This window comes from Alphaproteobacteria bacterium SS10 (assembly GCA_019192455.1).
GTDB lineage: Bacteria > Pseudomonadota > Alphaproteobacteria > TMED2 > TMED2 > TMED2.
On sequence record JAHCML010000003.1, the window covers coordinates 16,433 to 35,945 of the forward strand.

Consider the following 19,513-nt stretch of genomic DNA (forward strand, 5'->3'; position numbering starts at 1 on the left):
AAGGGGCAGCTAGCGTTTTTCTAATCGGACCACTGCCTTCCGTTCCTACGGCTACCAGTTGAACGATACAGACTGACTATGCCGGGCTGCCGCATCCCGTGGGCAGCAAAATTGAATAGGAGAACACGGAAATGGCCACTGGCACCGTGAAATGGTTCAACAACACCAAAGGCTTCGGCTTTATCGCCCCTGAAACTGGCGGCAAGGACGTTTTCGTCCACATCTCTGCCCTGGAGCGTGCGGGTCTTTCCACCCTCGAAGACAACCAGAAGGTTACCTTCGATCTGGAGCCAGGCCGCGATGGCCGCGAAGCTGCAACCAACATTGCACTCGCTTAATCGATAAGAATTCTAAAAAGGGCGCCTTATGGCGCCCTTTTTGTTTTTTGGCCTAGGCTTTGTCCGACCGGAATTCTGGCTTGATCTCTTTCATCGCAATGCGATCCAGCAGGCCAGGCGCCAATAGGCGCAACCAGCGACCCAGATGGGTCTGCCGCGTCATGATGATGTCCCGCTTACGGGCATCCATGCCCTTCATAATCCGCGCGGCGCATTCTTCCACCGACATCGCTTTGTCTTCCCGCACACCACTTTTGCCGAGTGGTTGGCCGCCAGCCGCATAGCCACGCTCTCGGATCGCGGTTGCCACCACGCCGGGATAGGCGATGGTGACGGTGATGCCCTGATGGGCAACCTCACTGCGTAGGGATTCAAAGAACCCGCCCATGGCCCACTTGCTAGCGCAATAGGCGCTGCGTCCCGGCACCCCAACCAGCCCAGCGACGGAGGAGACGGCCACAATCTGGCCCTTGCTCTCAGTCAGGTGCGGCAGCGCATCCTTGGTCAGCCATACCGTCGACCAAAGGTTCAGGGTCATCAAATCCTGATACCAGGCAAGGTCATCATCGGTCAGATCAGCAAAATTCGCATGGGCCGACATGCCGGCATTCTGAACCAGCACATCCAACCGGCCATGGGCTTCAATCGTGCCATTGATCAGTTGGCGGCAGGCCTCCCTGTCGGTGACATCGGTCGGGATGACGGTGGCGGCAGCCCCCACGGAACGCACGGCATCGGCAACGGCATTCAGCTTGTCCGCATTGCGTGCGGCAAGGACCAGCGCGATGGCCGCGCCGTGCTTGGTCGCCAGCTGCCGCGCCAGCTCCGCCCCAATGCCGTCAGAGGCACCGGTGATGACAACCGTCATGGTCATACTGGTCCCTTACTCCTCCACCGGCGGTAGCCAGGTAAGGGAGGAATGGTGGAGGGAGATCAGCACCCGGCCATCAAGCTTATGATAGGCGAAGGTATAGTCGGCCCGGGTCGCATTCCCGTCACCATCGACGAAGGTGTAGTGGCCCATATCCTTATAGCCGAGGCCGCCAGCCTTCAGGATTGGCCCAGCCGCACTTTGGAAGTCCACCCGCACCCAGCCCCGGTTCAGGAACCCATCATCATTGGGATAGCTGGGGTTGCCACCAACGAAGTAAGAGCGGGCGCCCGCCCGGTCTAGGCGGATCACATCAGCCAGGGTTGGCTTAAACAAAACCGGTTCATCCGGCGCGCCAAAATCATAGAGGTCGAGTAGTGCCTCAACATTCTGCTCGGTCACATGCTTCGACCAGGCACGCTGGGCGGCCACAACCTCAGCCTTCGTCACAGTTTCAAAATTACGCTTAGAAATAGCCCTGCCCTCGCATCACGGATCATTGTCTGGTGTGATTGCGAATAACCAACAGTGCGGCTGGCTGCAACTCAATTGAACTGCAGCCAGCCGCGCTACTTGAGGGGGTAAGTCTAACTAAAGGGATTAGCCGTCAGTGTCTTCCTCACCCGGATCATCGGAGGGGTCGTCGTCGGTCCAGCTTGAGATGATGTCGCCGGTTTGTGGGTCGAGCATGAACTCAACCTCATCGCCCTGATCGGTAAGCACCTCAATCTCGATGAAGACCTTGCCATCCTCCCGCTCCAGCGCGATTTCTTCGATTGTGCCTGGTTGCTGTTCCAAGGCGATGGCGATTGCCTGGTCAAAGGTTAGGGGGGAGGCAAGCGGCGGCTTTGGCTCTGAGTCAGCCAGGGCCTTGGCGCCAATAATGCCAAGTGGGATGGCAACGGCGATGGCGGTGGCCAGGATAGGGACCCATTGAATGCGGTTTGGTCGGTCACTCATTTGAGTTTCCTCAATATTACGGGACGGGCATGAACACTGCCCACCCAGCAATATGAGGCGACGGATATCGCGCTAGCCTGTCACCAAGTTTACAAATCTGACAGCTTCGCCGCCCTGGCTTACAAAACTGTAAGGTGCAGAGCGGGCGCTTGTGATTTACCAAAGTCTCACGGGCGATGACGCGTAGAGATAGGCTTAATGCGATTACTGGTTCTCGAAGATGATGACACCCTTGGTCCCTGGATCCAGAAGGGGTTGCGTGAGGCTGGGCATGTGGTCGACCTATTCGCCAATGGCAAGGATGCCCTGGTTGCCGCCATGGGCCAGAGCTACGACGTGCTGATCCTTGATCGCTTGGTGCCTGGGCTTGATGGCCTTTCGGTACTTCGTTCCCTCCGCCAGGCCAAGGTTACAGCGCCGGCGATTTTCCTCACCGCGTTGGGCGAGGTTGATGATCGGGTTGAGGGGCTTCGGGCCGGCGGGGATGATTATCTGGTTAAGCCCTTCGCCTTTAGTGAGTTGCTGGCCAGGATTGAGGTTTTAGCGCGGAGCCAGGGGGCGACGGAGCAGCAGAGTTCAGAACTCACCGCCGGTGACATCATTATCGATCTGCATAAACGCAGCTGCACCAGGCAGGGCCAGCCAATCGATTTGAACCCAAAAGAGTTCCTGTTGCTCGAGGTTTTCATGCGGTCCAAAGGGCGGGTGCAGACCCGCACCATGCTGTTGGAACGGGTTTGGGATATGAATTTTGATCCCACGACCAGCGTTGTAGAAACCCATATCAGCCGCCTGCGCGGTAAGATCGAAAAGCCGTTCGGCGATACCCTCATTCGCACCATCCGTGGCACGGGCTATGTTTTTGAGCCGAGTTAAAGCCCTGTTGCGCCTGTCCGCCATGCGTCAAACCCTTTGGCTGTTGGGGCTGTTCTCCCTAATCACCTTGGTTGCCTGGGGCGGCACCTATTGGTTGGTGCAGCGGGAAATGACCCTCGCCGTCGACACCAGGCTGAATGAGCGGATGGAAGCGGCCATCGCGGCCTTGGATGCAGGATCGGGATTGCCGCTGCCGGATACTGGTGAGACGGCGGCCATCGTTCGAACGGATCAGGAAGATGGTTTCGAGACGGTGGATATGGCCCCGCCGGGTCCTGAGATGCGGTTCCTGTTACAGACCACTCAGCATGGGCGTATTAGGCTTGGCGAGAACACACAGCGTCAGGAGGAGCTTCGCGATATCCTGACCGCAGGCATGCAGGTCAGCCTGTTCGGTGCGTTGTTGTTAAGTGGCCTGGTTGGTGTCTGGCTCGCCAGGCGTGGGCAGGCGCGACTGAACACAATCAGTGCTGGCTTGGCCGAGGTGGCCCAGGGCCGACTGAACCAGCGGATTGTTCTGGATGGTCAGGATGATTTGAGCGAGTTGGCCGATCGCATCAATGACACGACGGCGCGCCTCGACGATGCCATGACCCAGATGCGGGTTCAGTCATCCAATATCGCCCATGATCTGCGTACCCCGCTGGCCCGCCTTCGTGCGCAAATCGAAACCAGCCTCATCGCCGCGACAGAGAGGGGGCATGCCGTCGAACCGGCCGAGTTGGAAGCAGCGCTGGAGCAAATTGACCAGATCAGCGGCACTTTTGAGGCCTTGCTGCGCTTGGCCCGGATTGAGAGTGGCGCCGGCCGTGAAGCCTTTGCCCCGGTTGATCTTGGTGAGCTGGCCGATGACATCGCCCAGACCTTTGGTCCGGTGATTGAGGATACGGGCCACGCCCTGACGGTCGACCGGCATCAACCTGCCAGCGTAAATGGCGACCGGGCCCTGTTGGTCCAGCTTCTCGCCAATCTGGTGCAGAATGCCCTCCGCCATGGTGCGGAGGGGCAGGCTATCGTGCTACAGGTTCAGGGCGCCATGTTGACCATCAGTGACCAGGGCGTTGGGATCCCCGCCGGGGAGCGGGAGAAGGTTCTGCAACCCCTCTATCAGGGGGAGGCATCGCGCCAGGGTGAGGGGGCCGGGCTGGGTCTGTCGCTAGTGCGTGCGATTGCCGAGCTTCACGACGCCGAACTCACGCTTAGTGATGGTCCCGGTGGGCGCGGCCTGACGGTTTCGGTTCGATTTAAGCCCCTTACAGAAATGTAAATCTGCGGTCAGGAAAGGCGTGGCCGGGCGCCCTATTTTCCAAGCTCTTAATCATTGAGAAGGAAAGATCATGACCCGCTTCATGAAGTCACTTGGCATGGCCGCCGTTTTTAGTGTCGCGTTCGCAGGCACCGCAAAGGCAGAGCCCCATGTTGAAATGAGCATCCCGCTCAATTGGGCCCTAGAGGCTGCGACGGTGGCATCTGACGTCTGTGCTGAGATGGGGTTTGCTACAACCGTCACAGTCGTTGACCAAAGGGCGCAACCTCGTGTGCAGCTAATGCGAGAAGGTGCCTTCCCGCATACGGTTCAGACCAGTAACCGGAAGGCCATCACCGCCGCATCCCGTCGCGTCGCCACCTCGGTGATTGAGGCGGAGAATGAGCATGAGCCAACCCTAGGTGCGGTGTTTAATGAGATTGGCCTCATCACCCTCTCTGGTGGTGTTCCAATCCTCTATGACGGTGAGGTTATCGGCGGCATAGGCATTGCCGGGTCACCAGGTGAAGATGAGAGCGGCAAAGAGTTCGATGATATCTGTGCCGAGGCTGGCATCGCCGCCATCGCCAATAAGCTGAAATAGGCTAAATGCCTTACCTGTGGATAGGATCAGGGCGTTACAGATTTGTATGGCTGACGCCAATCTGATGTGAATCCGCTGGCTAAGGATGCCCCCATCAACAAGGGGGCATCCATGGCGCTTTTTAAACAAGATTTCGTTCGGTCAAAACGCTGGTGGATTGCCATCGGCATCCTGCTCTGTGCCACCTTCTATCCAACGGATCTTGAGGCGCATTACAGCGAGTCCCGCAATGGCCGGGACAACCATCTCGTTGTTGGGGTTGAGGAGTATGGGCGGCATCTGAACACCATCATCCCAATCGTCATTGCCATTGCCCTTCGGGATGTCGGCGGCCTCAAGCAGGCAGCGGCAATCGTCTTCACTGGGATTGTCGCCTCCCACGGACCTAAGCGATTGTTGAATGATGTAGAAGTTATGGGCACCCGATTGGGTGAGCGGCCAAAATCATCCGATAGCCGCCATAACATGCCGTCAGGCCATTCAACACTCGCCAGTGCAGGCGCTTACTACACGGTCCGGCGATACTCGCATTGGCTTGGCCTCATAGTCTGGCCGGTTCTGTTCCTTACCATGTATGCGCGCTTCATGCTCGATGCCCACACCGTCTCCGCCACCATTGCGGGCGCGATGACGGGCATCTTGGTTGCGGCACTTTTCACCCGTCCAAGCTTCCGCTTCCGACGCCTTATGGTGACGCTGTTGGCAAGATGATTATTGGGCGGCGAAGGTCAGGAGTAGGTTGTTCGCGGGCATTGCATCGGTTGCAACTTGGGTAAGGCCCGCCTTGGCTGCCATCTCCACGACCGCTTCTACCGATTTGTAGCCAATCGTCGGGTCGCTGGCGCGTAGTGAGCTGTCGAAGGCCCAATCACCGTCGGAGGCGTAGTCCGTCCCCCGCATAAACGGGCCATAGATGATGACCTGGCCCCGATCGTCCAAGGCTACCCGGGCACCCGTGAAGAAGTGGGTGACATAAGGCTCGGGGATGAGGTGGAGCAGATTGATGGTCAGTACCGCCTGCATGGTGCCGGGTGTGATTGGCCATGGGGCAGAGACATCGATCGTTACCGGTGCGGCCAGGTTCTTCAGGCCGCTCTCCCGGCGCCATGCTGCGATACTGTACAGCTGCGCCGGGTCCATGTCTGATGGCACCCATTCCAATGTTGGAAACGCCTCAGCGAAGGCAGCGGCATGCTGGCCCGTGCCGCTCGCCACTTCTAAGACACGCCCACGGTCAGGGAGCCTTGTCTGCAAAGTCTCGATAAGGGGAGCGGTGTTTCGGAGGGCGGCTGTGGCGGTTCGCCGACCATCACCCCCATCAACCATGCGCATGATCATGGTTAGTTGACGAAGGGGGCATCGGGACCCCACAGGGCCTTAACCCGTGCGTCACGTCCGCAGCCTTTACGGTAGCGTTTATAGGCCTGCGCCCGGGTGATTGGACCAAAGCGGGTCAGCACGATGGCGCTGCTCTTGTAGTAGTCCTGGTGGTAATCCTCAGCCACATAGAAGGTAGCGTCGGGCAGGATTGGGGTCACGATGGTTCGGCCCAGCTCTTCTTGCGCTGCCGCCTTGGCGGCCTGGGCCTTGGCGGCGTTGTCGCCGGTTGCAAAGATTGCCGTACGATAGCTTTCGCCGCGGTCACAGAATTGGCCACCGGCATCCGTTGGATCGATTGAGCGGAAGAACAGGTCGTACAGTTCGCGTGGCTGTATCTGTGTGGGATCATAGATGATGCGCACGGCCTCATAATGCCCGGTACCGCCGCCGGTAACCTGCCGATAGGTTGGGTTCTCGGTTCGGCCGCCAATGTAACCGGACACTGCCTCAACCACGCCCTCGACGGATTCAAAATCCTTCTCAACGCACCAGAAGCAACCGCCGGCCACGATGATCTCTTCAGTCTCGGCCGCCTGGCTTTGGTTGGTACCGATGGCCATGGCGAGCATGGCCAAGACGCCCACAAAGATAGAGCGGATTTGGCGATTCGTGGGGGTGGCCAGCGATAAGGGCATCATGGTTTCCATCCGGTTAGCGTCAAGATGTCGACCAAGGGCGGGCAGCAGCAATCTGCCAGTGGCCGATAACTGATGTTCGCCGGATTTTATTGCTTAAGCTACTGGTAAATGGTGCCGCAGAGAGGACTTGAACCTCCGACCCCATCATTACGAATGACGTGCTCTACCAACTGAGCTACTGCGGCATCGCGGGTTTCGGGGCTTGGCGCCCCCACGCGAATGAGCGCGGAACATACAGCCTCAATTCGGCGTGATCAATTGCTTGTTCTCATTCGCAAGGCCTATCAGGACGGCCGATCCGTCTTCCGCGACCTTAAGGACGGCAAATCGACCGGTTTGATAGAGCGGGGCGAGCCCTTCCTGGAAGAAAAAGCTGTCGATCCCGTACTCAACCCGGCCGCCGCGACCGAAGCCACCGCGCTGGGGATGATAGCGCAGCGTGATGCGATCAACCGCCCCTCGGGCGCGGTCGAGATTGACCGCACCATTCGAGGCCTGTTCGGAGCGGGCCAGCACAACCCCATCGGCATCGATATCAAGTTCAATACTGCCAATGCGAGGCTCAATATCCTGTGGTGGCAGGATGTCTTGTTGAAGCAGCAGGGTCATATAATCGCCCTGGATGATAGAGCGCGGATCAATTGGTGCTAAAGGCAGCAGCACTGTCTTGCCGGTGGCAATAACGTGCTCCCGGCTCGTCACAGCCTGGGTGGCCACAACCCCAACCAGAGCTAGCCCGACAAGCGCCCCAATGGCTGCTGGCCGCATTGGGTCGAGGGAGGCTCGCTCCACCGCCCTAGGCTTTGCGAACAGGTCGAACCAGGCAATCAGGGCAATTACGCCGATTACTGCCAGGATGACAGACTTCACCAGCAGCGTTTGATCAAGGCTGTAGTAGAAGCGAGCAATCGCCACGACCTCAAGCAAAGCCGCGATGATAAGTAGGCCGCGTGAGACGACGACATAGGCCAGGATCATCAACCCAAGTGCTGCGGCAGTTGTCAGTGGGCCAAGTATCATCAAGGCGAACACCGCGGCCATAACTGACCAGAGCTGCTGTTGCGTTAGGGCTGGCTTCATGCGGGCTAATGCAAGCCAAGCCATCCCCATCCAAGCAAGCTTTGTGGGCCAGCCAGCAAAAGGCTCAGCGCGGCCATATTGGATAACCAGATCATTCAGTTGACCGCCGTCTACGCTTAGCATTAGAGCGCCAGCAGGCACCATAAGTAGCAAGCTCGCCGCTGCTGCGATCCGGACAGGTTTGTCACGCTGGCTAAGCATGGCCCATCCCCCGGCCACGATCGTTAAAACCATAAGAACGTCAAAGCCGTAAGGTGCCTGAAGCTCTTCCAAAGCAACAGCTGCTGCAATGCCGGTCATGATCGTGGAGAGGAAGGCCAATGCGGCGCTAGGGTGCTTGGCCACCAGCAATGCCGTGACAGCAAGGCAAACCGGTAGAGCCCCGAGCCCGTTCTCGATGCCGATCACGGCCCCTGCTGCGGCAAGTCCTTGGCCACTCAAGCATAAGAGGAGGCTTGCCTGTTCGCGAAAAATGCTGGCTTTGCCGGGGCCAATCACAAGGCCGCCCACTAGGCTAGCGAGGCCGAGTATTGCTATTGGCCAGCCATAATCACGGAGGTCGAGCAGGTGCATCAGCGCGAGGCCGGTGCCAATGCCAAACATGGTGGTGATCCAGGCGCCAAGGCCAATCCAGGCCTTCACGAACCAGGGGGTGTCATCCTGTTCATGATCGTTGGCCTCACGCTTGGCGGCTATCGCTTGGGTGTCAGTGGCGGTCATTCTGTGGCCTCCTGACTGATGCCCTTCATTTGTGCCCATTGCCGCTTAACCCAGGTGGCGTAGGCGACAACCAGGCCCAGACCACAAAGCGTCATCACGATCAGGCGCGGCAGGATCTCATCAACACCACCAAGGCTGTCATCGAAGATCAGTCGGGCCGCCAACATGCCAGTGGCAAGGGCCAGGGTTGCACCGCCAAGGCTAGCGATCGCGAAGTTGTGGCGGCGGCGGAAGAACAGGGCAAAGACAATCCCCAGCCCAATAAAGCTTCCGGCACCAATCCAGGCAGCGGCGCTATCCCCATGGTCCCGGAATGACCAGATCAAACCTAGTGTCACGGTGCCTAGATAGCCGAGGGCCGAGAGCGCCATCAGGCAGGCCAGCCAAAGCGGCGCCTTCGGCCAGAAGGGGATGAATCTGGGGGCATGGACCGTGGTGAAGAAGATGGCCGCCCCGATCAGGCCAATAATGGTCAACGCGCCTTCACGGCTAACCCAATCCAATGGTATCGCGTACTGGCCCGCGAAGATGGTCGCTGCAACATGGGCAATAACCAGCCAGATCAACCAATGGGCCGGATGCCGCGCGATCAGCACAAAAGGCAGGCTGAGCGCTGCCCAGGCGGCGAAGAGCTGCCAAGCATCGGCGCCGGTTTGATAAATCTGGCCAATCACGGCGAATAAGGTGCCGGTTAGGACGGTGGCGACCATGGCGCCGATATGGCCGGCCAGATCACCGGCGGGTCTGAAAATAAAGATGCCAACACCGAGGGTAATACCGGTGCCAATCACGCCCAGCTTGGTCATGGGCGCCATCGCGGCCCAGTTGAAAGCAAAGAAGAAAACAACCGCCGCCAGCAGATGGCCAACCGCGATGGCCAGCAGCGCGCGACCGGCCCAGGCTGGGGCGATGATGCCGTCGCGCCGTGCTTGCCAGGCCTCCAGGGTGCTGGGTTCGTTAGCGTCTATGGTGGTGCTGTCACTCATGCTCGCACTGTGAGTGATGTGGCGATGCCTTGGCTACCGGGCTGGTGCAAGTGCCGCTCACCCTCTGTCGCCTCAGGCCGCTGGCTTCGGCTGCGCAGCGGCATCCCCGTTGGCATCATCTGCCTGTTTCTCATCAGCGTCTGACGCGCCATCCTTCTCACCTTTGCCATCAACCTCCTGATAGGGGGCATCAATGGTTGGTGGTTGGCTGGCGGCATCGGCGATGGCCTTCTGGGCTGGCGGTGCGATGCTGATGGTGTTGGTGCCTGCGGGTGCCGGAACCAACCAAGCCAGTACGTCAAAGCGGGCCGTATCCTTTGAAAACGGGGTCCAGTTTGATTGGGTGGCACCGGTCTCAACGGAGACCCAGGTTGGCGCAGGCGTGGCCTTGCCCGCCTGATCCAGCCAAGCCGTCGCGGCCACGGTGTCGCTGGCCTCTTTCAGCTCAAGATCGGCGAGCAAGCGCATGGCGCGCACGCCGCCATTCTGTTCCAGTGCGGCGAGGAGTAGGCGTCGCGCCTCTTCCCACTCGGCATTCTCGAGCAGGACCGGGACGAGGGCCAGCTTGTCTTCAACGGTCGTTCCAGCGCAGAGACGGCGCATCCAGCGCAGCTTGCCTTCCGCATCATCACAGGGGGACAGGCCAACCCAGCTAGTGGCCAGTTCCGGGTGCGGGTTCTGTGCCCAGGCCCGGTCCAGGATATTGCGCGCCTTGCGAAGCTTGCCGCCATCGGCATGGAATTTGGCAAGGCGGGTAACCGCGGGGGCAAAGCTTGGCTGCAGCTTCACCGCCTTCTCGGCATAGTTCCGGGCATCGCGCAGATGCTCCTTCGCCTCGGCTGCCATACTGCGCGCAAGATAGATGGCCGCTTTGCGCTGCTTGGCGGTGTCGGCATCGATCAGGCCGACGCGCCGCATCTGATCGGCAAGGCCAAGGCCGCGATCATAATCCTCGGCCAGCATCTCAAGATCGAAAAGGGTTTCAACGACCCAAGGGCTTGATGGCTCAAGCCGGAATGCCTCGCGGGCTAGGCGCAGCGCTTCTCGGTTCACCTGGCCAGTGCTGTCCTGGCGACCCTCGGTGCGCAGCTCATGGGTTAGCAGGCCACGAATGCCGAAGAAGGCCAGTTCAGGCTGGTCCAACATGGCGCGGAAGCTGTCCCGAGCATTCTCGGTATCACCGGACAGGTGCGCCGCCTGGGCCGATAGCAGCATGGTGAGCGGCGCATCATCCAAGAGCTTGCGCGCCTTGGCGGATAGCTTAACCGCCATGGCGCCATCACCGGCGGCAACGGCGATCAGACCTTTCGTTAGGGCCTCATAACCGCGGCTGCGCTTTTTGATCCCCCGGCCAATGCCCCAGCGGGATGGCCAATCAAGCAGGTTGCGGTAGAGGTGATAGATGATGGCAATCGCGCCGATACCAACCAGCGCCATTAGGGCGACGATCGGGGTGTCGGCACTGACGATATAGCCTTGCCAATCAAGGGTCAGGGTGCCTGGGTTTTCAATCAACCAGTAGCCAATGGCCAGGATGATCGCGATTTTGATCGCATAGCTGAGGATCTTGATCATCGGCCAGCACCCTCGGCTAGGGCTAGATCAGTGGCGCGGGACAGAATAATCCTGCTCGCCTCTTCAACATCTAGCCGGGCCTCTGCCTCACCACGCCAGGTGGCCAGGGCTTCGGTTGCCGGTGTTGGCAGGCGACCAACCAAATCCAGGGCGGCGCGAACATTACCGGCGCGCAGGCTATCCTCAGCTCGCGCTAGCAAAGCGGCGGGGTCATCCCCCTCCACCTGGCCAGGGGCGCGGCGGACGGTAACCAGCCCTTGCAGCTGGCCCAAGGTACGGTCGAGTAGGGAGGCATCCTCATCCATATGGATCGCTTTCAGCGCGGCACCGGCATTATCGGCGAGGCTGTCGGCAAGTTGTTGTGCCGTTGGAACGCCGCTATTGGCATGGGCCTCAAGCGTGGTGATGGCCCCACCAATTGCCGGGTCCGATGGGCCCAGGCGGATCAGGGCGGATAACTCAGCCGGGAAGGGGGATGAGCCGCGAACCGCGCTCAACAACGTACCGGCAGCCAGCACGGTATTGACCTGGCGTGCTGGAACACCCGCCTGGTCCGTCGCTTCAAGGGCATCGAGGCGGTCATTCAGATCCTGGATGTTGCTGGCTAGGGGCTCCAAATCACGGCCAATATCGCGGCGGAGGCGTTCGATAGCCTGCGGGTTCGCGGTGGGCGCAGTGCTGGTTACACCAGTACCACTGCTTGCCACACCCTGGGCTAGGCTTTGCTCCAGCTGCTGGATGTCTTGATCAATACGGGCGATCACCTGTTGAAGCTGCTCAACCTGTACCCCCTCGCCACGACCAGACAGGCGGATCACATCTTGGGTCAGCTCGGTTAGGGCGGTGTCCATACTGTTTAGGCGGTCACTCGGATTCCCGCCCGGTGCCGGTTTTTGCCATAGGCTGTAGAGATCGTTGACCCATAGGGGTTGGGTCGCAATCGCGCCCAGCGCCGCAAAACTCATCAGTACGGCAAGGCTCGCACGTTTCGAGCCGACAACCCGAACTTTCGCTGGTGCTGCTGTGTTGCTGGTTGATGCCGTGCTGGCCGTTCCAGAACCGTCCGCTGGGCGTGCCGCTGTTTCGCCCCGGCTGGCGGCGGCACGCTCTTTCACCTCACGTGCGCGATCGATGGCCGATGGGTTCTGCTCATCCGCTGCTTGGCGTGCCTTCGCCGGGTCATCGTCTTTAGCCGGGCTAGCGTCTTTCGATGACGCTTTGGTGTCCGTCTTTGCCGCTGCGTCAGTTTTATCGGAGCTGCTTGCGGTCTTATCTGTCGTGCTTACAGCCGCGCTGGCGGTCTTTGTTTTCTTGGCCGTATCAGCTGCTTCATCTGGCGCTGTGGAGGCGAGCAAATCGGCGGGCAGTTCAATCTCAAGCTTGGTTGCACCGGCGGCAATCTCTTCATGCCGGTTGGCTGGGATTGCCTGACGCTTCTTCCAGCCCTGAACCGTTGTGACAGGTATTTTGAGCTTGGTTGCCATGGGGCGAATGCCGCCGAATAGCTTGATTAGCTGCTCGGTCGCTGATGGATCAGATTTGATCCCGCTGCCGGTTTCCGATGTGCTGGTCATGGGCGTGTTCCAGTTGTTGGTCCCTGATAGGGCCAATTTGTATGCTTGATTTGCCGCTGTATTGGCGAGAGCTCGCCTAAAGCACCCGTACCTTACACGCGGGTTTGTGCAGGTACAAACAATTGAGTCAGCCAATTTTGGACATCGTCCACCAGGATTGGGGACGGCGTACGCAGGCCTTGTTGCTAGCCTTCAACTAAATCGCGCAGGCAATCGATCATTGCCTGCTCGCGCGGCTCATCCGCAATGCGAACCGAGCGCCAGTGGGCGGCCACGCGCGCGGCCTCGGCTACCGCCCTGGACATGCAGATCGCCGTCATTTGTGGGGCCGCCGCCGCAAACCCCTGATTGCGACCAAGGATGCCAAAGGTCTCAGCGGTTCGGGGGGAGAAGAACATGACATACGGTATTTCGCCCGCGTACATCTCGTTCATGATCTCCTTCTCAATACCCTCACTCGTACGTGCGTTGTAGATGACCGTGCTTTCGGTCTGATAGCCTTTGGTCTGTAGGCTTTTAGCCAGGTCATTGGCCACATCTGCGCCACGTACGTGTACGATGACGCCACCTTCCGGTTTGGTGCTAGCGAGGACCAGTCGTTCAAGATCAGCGCCGTCGCCTTTAGCGTTCCGGATCTTTTTGAAGCCCGCCCGCTCAGCTGCTGCTGAGGTGGCATCGCCAACGCAATAGGCTGGCAGGTGACGGGCATCGACCTCGTTCTCGCGACACCGGCGGGAGAACATGTTCACCCCATGCTGGCTGGAGAACACGAGAGCCTGGGCATGGTTGACCGGCGGGATGGCCGAGACCATGGACTCAATCTCCAGCATCGGCGCGACGGCACATTCGATGTCATGAACCTTCAACTTCTCGGTTAGCGAGACCGATTGGTCGAGTGGACGGGTCAGCAGGACTTTAGACAAGTGGTAATCCGAGAGGTTGGATCTGTGATTGGTTGAGGGTAGCGATATTAGCCGGGCAGCGCGAGCGACAACAGAGTATGGCGTGCATCCAGGACTATCAGTCGCTGTTTAATATCCGATCAAAGTGGGGGCGAAGTTTCTCCCCCAGCGTATGGCCAAGTTCAAAGGCATCCCCACTGTCGCCTTCAATTTCGTCAGCGGTATGCATGCCGCCGGTGGGGTGGGTAACCGATCCCCGTAGCCAAATGCGCCCATTTTTGTCCGACAGTCGGGCATATCCGGCGATTGGTGTGCGGCATGAACCATCGAGAACGCCAAGCATTGCGCGCTCTGCCGTGACCTGGGTGGTGGTGGCCGCGCAATTGATGCCAGCAAGCAGCTGGGTCGTTCGATCATCGCCAATACGCTGCTGGACCCCGATGGCACCCTGGCCAACGGCGGGCAGCATTTCCTCCGGCTCTAAGGGGGTCGCGATCGACATGTCTTGGTCAATACGCTCTAGCCCTGCAATGGCCAGGAAGGTTGCGGCAACTTCACCGGCGGCAAGCTTCTTTAGCCGCGTATTGATGTTGCCACGGATCGGCACGGTCTTCAGATCGGGTCGCTGGCGGAGCAACAGGGCCTGGCGTCGAACACTAGCGGTCCCAACCACGGTTCCGGGCGGCAGGTCGGCGATGGACTTATGATTGAGCGATATCAGGGCATCACGCGCATCGGCCCTGGGCAGCAGGCAATCAATGATCAGGCCATCGGGCATCTGATCCGGCATATCCTTCATCGAGTGCACGGCGAGATCTGCCTCACCGGACAGCATTGCCTCCTCCACCTCTTTGGTGAAAAGACCTTTGCCGCCGGCGGCCTGCAGGGTCCGATCCTGGATTTTGTCACCCGTGGTGGTGATGGCCAGAACTTCAAACTGCTCTTTGGTCAACGCCGGGTGGGCGGCAAGCAGCCGGTCCCGCACCTCATAGGTTTGGGCAAGTGCCAGGGGGGAGGCGCGGCTGGCCAGTCTGATGGGCCCGTCAAAGATGCTGGTATCGGCCATGGCGGAAGAGTGCGGTCGGTTGGGCCTGCGATGGGGCCTGGATGAAGGCTCATATCGACGCGGCCAGTGGCAGGGTGCTAAGACCGCGAGCAAGAACGAATGACACCTATCATTAGGGGGCCATTGAGGCCAGCAGATGCGAATTCTTGGTATCGAAACAAGCTGTGATGAGACCGCGGCGGCCATTATCGGGCTGGACCCGGCGAGGCCCGATGGTCCCGGGCAAATTGTGGCCCAATGCTTGTTAAGCCAGGTTGATGAGCATGCAGCGTTTAAAGGCGTCGTGCCCGAAATCGCCGCGCGCAGTCATCTAAGTCATCTTGACCAGCTAATCGCCCAGGCTATGGAAGATGCGGGCTGTATCTGGAATGACCTTGATGGCATCGCCGCCACCGCTGGACCAGGCCTTATCGGTGGGGTGATCGTTGGGGTAACCATGGCCAAGGCCATCTCGCTTGCCCAGGCCAAGCCGTTTATCGGGGTTAATCACTTGGAGGGGCATGCCCTGACCCCGCGCTTAACCGATGGTCTCGCCTTTCCCTATCTCTTGCTCCTCGTTTCTGGCGGGCATTGTCAGCTGCTAAGCGTTGAGGGTGTTGGCCAGTACCACCTATTGGGCACCACCCGCGATGATGCGGTGGGTGAGGCCTTCGATAAGGCAGCGAAGCTGATGGGCTTCGGCTATCCGGGCGGTCCAGTGATTGAGCGCCTGGCTAAGGATGGTGATCCCAAAGCGATTGATTTGCCGCGGCCCATGATGGGGCGGGCTGGCTGCGACTTCTCTTTCGCTGGTTTGAAGACGGCGGTTCGGCAAGTTGTTGAGGGGTGGCCCGACGGCGCCCAGGATCAGCAGCTGATGGCCGATCTGGCCGCTAGCTTTCAGGCCGCAACGGCGGATGTGCTTGTTGATCGTGGCCGCCGGGCGATGGCGGTGTTCAGGGAAAAGCACGGTGATGTTGACCGTCCTGGTTTCGTTGTGGCCGGTGGTGTTGCGGCGAACCAGTTCCTGAATGGTCGGCTTAGCGAGCTTGCCGAGGCTGAGGGGTTCAAGTTTTGCGCACCGCCATTGGCCTTGTGCACCGATAATGCGGCGATGATTGGTTGGGCGGGTCTTGAACGCCTGCGCTTAGGCCTGATCGATGATCTGACCTGCCAGCCGAGGCCCCGATGGCCGCTGACTGAATTGGGCGCTGCATGAGCAGTGATCGGCGCGATCTGTTTGGTGAGGTGCCGGATGAGGCGCCTGAACTTCGGGCACGCTGGAAGCGACTGGTGATGGAAGACATGCCAGCGGCCGCTGACGGGCGTGATTGGCCGGTTCATCTGGACCATTGCTTTGCTCGCATCCTGCTCGACAATGCCTGTGGCCGGGCCTGGCGTGAGGTTATTCAAGCGCCCGCCTGGCGAAACGCACCGGCGCCCATCCTGGCGCGGGCGGTTCGGTTGGGTGAGGCGGTGCTAAATGATCGTGCGGATTTGCATGCCCTAAACCGGAAGTCGTTGGCCCTGCGCGGGAAGCTTAAATCGCCAGCGGGCTAAGGGTTCTGCAATCAGAGGCTTGCCAAGGCGGATAACGGTTTCTATACCGGCAGAATGAGCAAGCGCGATGACATTCTGGCCGCCGCAGAGGCCCTGTTCGATGCCAATGGTTTTCATGCCGTGGGCGTTGATGCGGTGATTGCCAAGGCGGGGGTTAGCCCACGCACGCTATACCGGCATTTCGTCTCCAAAACCGCTTTGGTTGAGGCCGTGCTGACCAGTCGTGACGAACGGTTCTGGGCCTTTTACGGCAGGATGACGGCCGAGCATCAGGCGAGCCATGGCGACCCGGTCCTGGCGGCCGTTGATGCCATTGGTGACTGGCTGGCCGGGGAAACGGCGCAGGGTTGCTTGTTCCTTAAAGCGATTGGTGAGTTTGGCGATGCCGAACCTGGCATCATCGAACAGGCCCGTGCCCATAAGGAAAAGCTGCTCGCCGATCTGTGCACCCGTGCGGCTGCACATGAGAAGGCCGCCGTCGATGACGCCGCAGCCCAGGTTCTGGGTCGTCAGCTGTTCTTGCTGGTTGAGGGGGCGATTGCTGAGGCGCGCCTTTTCGGTGCTAATGAGGCAACGGACTATGCCCGCGCTGCGGCCTGGGCGCTGGTGCAGCAGCCGGTTATCGCGCCCGCCTAATCTAGCGCCTCTACTTCCACAGCCTCTGTCTCAACAGCATCGATCTCGTCGATGATGCCGTCCGCGCTCTCTGGCTCCGATGGTTCGGTGATCGGTGGGTTTACAACGCCCTGGCCGATCAGCCAGCCCGTTGCCACCGATGTTAGCGTCCGAAGGATCCGCGGGGTTTCCGGGTCAGGGCCGATATGACCGCCATCAATGGTCAGGGTGTCCTTCGGGCTCGGCGTTAGGTTGGTCAGTAGCTCAACGGAACTGGCCGGGATAACGCTATCCGCGCTCGCATTCACCACCATGAATTGCCCGACCAAGCGGGGTAGATAATGCGATGGTTCGACGGGATAAAGCGCACGTCCGGCTGCCCAGGCCACGGCTTCTTGGGCCCAATCGCGACCTTCGAAGATCGGGGATTGGGCGAGTGTTGGGTTGGCGCGCACCATTTGATCAATGCCGGCACCACCAAAAGCCAGAAGTGTGGCGGCAAGTGGCTGACCCTCGGTTTGCTCTTGGATCAGATACTGGGCCGCAGGTGCGATTAAGGCGCCGAGCGATACACTCACCAGGCTAATACGGTCTGCATCAACCCAGGGCTGTGACCTTGCCCAATGATAGATGGCCGCGATTTGCCCGGGCGCTGCCAGGATATCCGTGCGTAGGCTTGGTGCCGCAGGAATAAGGTCCCAGCCACGGGGCATGTCGTCTGGCACTGGCATTGGCCAGTCGAGCGAGATGACCGCATTCTGGCCAACCGGCGGCATATAGGTCAGAGCCTGCCGCCCCTCTGGTGCACCGCCGAGCAGAATGATAACGGGCAGGCGTTCTTCCTCTTCCAGCTGTGCTGGCTTCTGAACGGTAAAACCAATCTGGCCTAAGGCTGGCTCCTCGATGGTCCAGTCCTGGAGGTGGGGTGCCGTGTCGAGGTCCCCAACCGGTTTTGGCTCACCCGAAGCGCGGGCTGTTGCGTCACTGCTTGGTCTTGGCAGGGCGTCTGGCGGTGCCCGCCAATCGACAGTCTCAAGCCACAGGATAAGCGCTAGCGGCATCGAGATGGCAAGCAACAGCACCATCGAGAATAGGCGCCGGATCATGCCAAACAGGCCGGAGCCTTTCGGTTTTACCGCGACAGTTCTTGTCGGCTTGACCGCTGGTTGGACCTTCGCGGGCGCTTTGACGGCGAGCTTTTTCTGCGACATGGGTTACTCGGCTGCTCTTGGTTCTAAGTCCTGGTGGTCTTGTGATGACCAGGTTGCAGTGATCTTGCGGCATTCCGATGGCATCTTGCCCGTCTTGCCCCATATCGGTACCGTCCCGCTTCCAGTTGTTGCCGCGCAGCCGCGCTTGGTGACACCCCTAAAAAACGGCTAACAGCCCAGAAAGGGCCCGACATGGCATTCTATTTCCTTTGTAAAGATAAGGCCGGCGCCGCCGAGGTTCGGATGCAGAACCGTGAAGCGCATCTTGCTTATCTCGGCCAGCATAAAGAGCAGCTGGTCGCCGCTGGTCCGCTTCAGGATGAGGCGGGTGAGGGAATGATTGGCAGCCTGTTGATCCTAAACTTCAATGATCGTGCGGAGGCCGATGCCTTTGCCGCCGGCGATCCCTATGCCAAGGCGGGGCTGTTTGAGAGTGTTGAAATCGGCCGCTGGAAGCAGGTTGTTCCACCCGTTGATGGCTAAAAGCGTTAATCGTAAGGTATATTGACGATGCAGTATTGGTTGGTGAAATCAGAACCCTTCAAATGGTCCTGGGACCAGCAGGTCGAGAAGGGGGTTGAGCATTGGGATGGTGTCCGTAACTACCAGGCCTCCAACAACATGAAGAAGATGGAGCTGGGTGACCGTTCCTTTTTCTACCACTCCAATGAGGGGTTGGAGATTGTCGGCATTGTTGAGGTTGTGAAGCTCTACTATCCAGATCACACCGACGAGACGGGCCGGTTTGGCATGGTGGATTTTAAGGCACTTTACCCAATGAAGACGCCGGTGACCCTCAAGCAGATTAAGGCCGACCCAGCACTTGAGAACATGGCGTTGATTAAGCAGTCACGGCTGTCGGTTTGCCCGGTCAGGTCAGATGAGTGGCACCACATCTGTAAGCTTGGCGGCGTCGACCCGTAAGCTGAGCTCGCTGTCAGTGCTGTGCTGTGCTGGTGGCGCTAAATTCAAGCTGATCGCTGACATCCTGTACCCGCTCCATCATGGCGAGCGCGCTATCGATCCTTGATTTTGCCAGGGCGACGGTATCAAGGGCGACTTGATCCGGGTGGCCAACTTGCCCCGCTGCGGTCAGCACAAGGTTCAGGGCTTCTAATGTCGTCTGCCAGCCAGCCTCCGCTGCATCCAGGCGTGCTTGATCGGCCATGTCGGCTGGGTTTTCGTCGTTTAGCTGAAGTGGAAGAACCTTGTTCGGGGCGCTCATACGGGCCTGACTCCTGAAAGCGGGGATCGACCGGTGACACCGGCCTTGTCATGCACGATGACGGCAATTGCCTAGGGCTTCGTTAATTCGCTTTAGCCAGGCGTGGT

The 19,513-nt window shown here is 59.5% G+C and carries 23 protein-coding genes and 1 tRNA gene; 10 read left to right on the top strand and 14 right to left on the bottom strand.

The features are described from left to right. Window positions 1-131: 131 nt before the first annotated feature. On the top strand, window positions 132-338 hold the full coding sequence (locus tag KI792_00520; protein MBV6631493.1) for a cold-shock protein: 207 nt from the start codon (window positions 132-134) through the stop codon (window positions 336-338). Between the two features lie 52 nt (window positions 339-390). Here the strand turns inward: KI792_00520 and KI792_00525 are convergent, their stop codons facing one another. From KI792_00525 to KI792_00535, 3 genes are all read right to left on the bottom strand, one after another. After that, window positions 391-1,212: an SDR family oxidoreductase gene (locus KI792_00525; GenBank protein ID MBV6631494.1), complete on the bottom strand. Its 822-nt coding sequence runs from the start codon at window positions 1,210-1,212 to the stop codon at window positions 391-393. Window positions 1,213-1,221: 9 nt separating this feature from the next. Next, entirely contained in the window at window positions 1,222-1,659 is a 438-nt protein-coding gene (locus tag KI792_00530; protein MBV6631495.1) for a hypothetical protein, read from the bottom strand. Between the two features lie 150 nt (window positions 1,660-1,809). Further along, window positions 1,810-2,169: a PepSY domain-containing protein gene (locus KI792_00535; GenBank protein MBV6631496.1), complete on the bottom strand. Its 360-nt coding sequence runs from the start codon at window positions 2,167-2,169 to the stop codon at window positions 1,810-1,812. 198 nt (window positions 2,170-2,367) lie between these two features. Between KI792_00535 and KI792_00540 the strand changes: the two genes are divergently transcribed. From KI792_00540 to KI792_00555, 4 genes are all read left to right on the top strand, one after another. Then, window positions 2,368-3,045, top strand: a complete 678-nt coding sequence (locus tag KI792_00540; protein ID MBV6631497.1) for a response regulator transcription factor — start codon at window positions 2,368-2,370, stop codon at window positions 3,043-3,045. Beyond that, window positions 3,032-4,312 (top strand): HAMP domain-containing histidine kinase, encoded by a 1,281-nt coding sequence (locus KI792_00545; protein MBV6631498.1) that lies wholly within the window; start codon window positions 3,032-3,034, stop codon window positions 4,310-4,312. Before KI792_00540 ends, KI792_00545 begins: the two co-directional genes overlap by 14 nt. 70 nt (window positions 4,313-4,382) lie before the next feature. Beyond that, entirely contained in the window at window positions 4,383-4,895 is a 513-nt protein-coding gene (locus KI792_00550; protein MBV6631499.1) for a heme-binding protein, read from the top strand. Window positions 4,896-5,006: 111 nt separating this feature from the next. Further along, entirely contained in the window at window positions 5,007-5,606 is a 600-nt protein-coding gene (locus tag KI792_00555; GenBank protein MBV6631500.1) for a phosphatase PAP2 family protein, read from the top strand. Here the strand turns inward: KI792_00555 and KI792_00560 are convergent, their stop codons facing one another. The 9 genes from KI792_00560 to hemC form a co-directional block, all read right to left on the bottom strand. Next, a complete protein-coding gene (locus KI792_00560; protein ID MBV6631501.1) occupies window positions 5,607-6,233 on the bottom strand; it encodes a DUF938 domain-containing protein in 627 nt (208 codons plus the stop codon). It abuts the gene before it with no gap. 2 nt (window positions 6,234-6,235) lie between these two features. Next, entirely contained in the window at window positions 6,236-6,910 is a 675-nt protein-coding gene (gene msrA / locus KI792_00565; protein ID MBV6631502.1) for a peptide-methionine (S)-S-oxide reductase MsrA, read from the bottom strand. 112 nt (window positions 6,911-7,022) lie between these two features. Further along, window positions 7,023-7,098: transfer RNA gene (locus KI792_00570), tRNA-Thr, on the bottom strand. A gap of 55 nt (window positions 7,099-7,153) precedes the next feature. Beyond that, window positions 7,154-8,713, bottom strand: coding sequence for a GDYXXLXY domain-containing protein (locus tag KI792_00575; GenBank protein ID MBV6631503.1), 1,560 nt, complete (start codon window positions 8,711-8,713; stop codon window positions 7,154-7,156). Then, window positions 8,710-9,699, bottom strand: coding sequence for a DUF2157 domain-containing protein (locus tag KI792_00580; GenBank protein MBV6631504.1), 990 nt, complete (start codon window positions 9,697-9,699; stop codon window positions 8,710-8,712). The genes KI792_00575 and KI792_00580 overlap by 4 nt, the downstream gene beginning before the upstream one ends. A gap of 72 nt (window positions 9,700-9,771) precedes the next feature. After that, a complete protein-coding gene (locus KI792_00585; protein MBV6631505.1) occupies window positions 9,772-11,274 on the bottom strand; it encodes a tetratricopeptide repeat protein in 1,503 nt (500 codons plus the stop codon). Further along, window positions 11,271-12,848, bottom strand: a complete 1,578-nt coding sequence (locus KI792_00590; protein ID MBV6631506.1) for a hypothetical protein — start codon at window positions 12,846-12,848, stop codon at window positions 11,271-11,273. The genes KI792_00585 and KI792_00590 overlap by 4 nt, the downstream gene beginning before the upstream one ends. Window positions 12,849-13,033: 185 nt before the next feature. Then, window positions 13,034-13,771, bottom strand: a complete 738-nt coding sequence (locus KI792_00595; protein MBV6631507.1) for a uroporphyrinogen-III synthase — start codon at window positions 13,769-13,771, stop codon at window positions 13,034-13,036. A gap of 97 nt (window positions 13,772-13,868) precedes the next feature. Next, complete coding sequence (gene hemC / locus KI792_00600; protein MBV6631508.1) at window positions 13,869-14,801, bottom strand: hydroxymethylbilane synthase; 933 nt, start codon at window positions 14,799-14,801, stop codon at window positions 13,869-13,871. Between the two features lie 151 nt (window positions 14,802-14,952). Between hemC and tsaD the strand changes: the two genes are divergently transcribed. The 3 genes from tsaD to KI792_00615 all read left to right on the top strand — a co-directional run bounded on the left by tsaD (window position 14,953) and on the right by KI792_00615 (window position 16,991). After that, window positions 14,953-16,014, top strand: a complete 1,062-nt coding sequence (tsaD, locus tag KI792_00605) for a tRNA (adenosine(37)-N6)-threonylcarbamoyltransferase complex transferase subunit TsaD (protein ID MBV6631509.1) — start codon at window positions 14,953-14,955, stop codon at window positions 16,012-16,014. A 77-nt stretch (window positions 16,015-16,091) separates the two neighbouring features. Then, window positions 16,092-16,355, top strand: coding sequence for a GCN5-related N-acetyltransferase (locus tag KI792_00610; protein MBV6631510.1), 264 nt, complete (start codon window positions 16,092-16,094; stop codon window positions 16,353-16,355). Window positions 16,356-16,409: 54 nt separating this feature from the next. Further along, on the top strand, window positions 16,410-16,991 hold the full coding sequence (locus tag KI792_00615; GenBank protein MBV6631511.1) for a TetR/AcrR family transcriptional regulator: 582 nt from the start codon (window positions 16,410-16,412) through the stop codon (window positions 16,989-16,991). Here the strand turns inward: KI792_00615 and KI792_00620 are convergent. Then, window positions 16,988-18,181 (bottom strand): hypothetical protein, encoded by a 1,194-nt coding sequence (locus KI792_00620; protein MBV6631512.1) that lies wholly within the window; start codon window positions 18,179-18,181, stop codon window positions 16,988-16,990. The two genes, KI792_00615 and KI792_00620, sit on opposite strands and share 4 nt — an antisense overlap. Window positions 18,182-18,373: 192 nt before the next feature. Between KI792_00620 and KI792_00625 the strand changes: the two genes are divergently transcribed. Beyond that, complete coding sequence (locus tag KI792_00625; GenBank protein MBV6631513.1) at window positions 18,374-18,664, top strand: YciI family protein; 291 nt, start codon at window positions 18,374-18,376, stop codon at window positions 18,662-18,664. Window positions 18,665-18,691: 27 nt separating this feature from the next. Next, window positions 18,692-19,105: an EVE domain-containing protein gene (locus KI792_00630; GenBank protein MBV6631514.1), complete on the top strand. Its 414-nt coding sequence runs from the start codon at window positions 18,692-18,694 to the stop codon at window positions 19,103-19,105. A 13-nt stretch (window positions 19,106-19,118) separates the two neighbouring features. On the opposite strand, the gene KI792_00635 is transcribed toward KI792_00630, so the two are convergent. After that, window positions 19,119-19,406, bottom strand: coding sequence for a hypothetical protein (locus tag KI792_00635; GenBank protein ID MBV6631515.1), 288 nt, complete (start codon window positions 19,404-19,406; stop codon window positions 19,119-19,121). Between the last annotated feature and the right edge of the window lie 107 nt (window positions 19,407-19,513).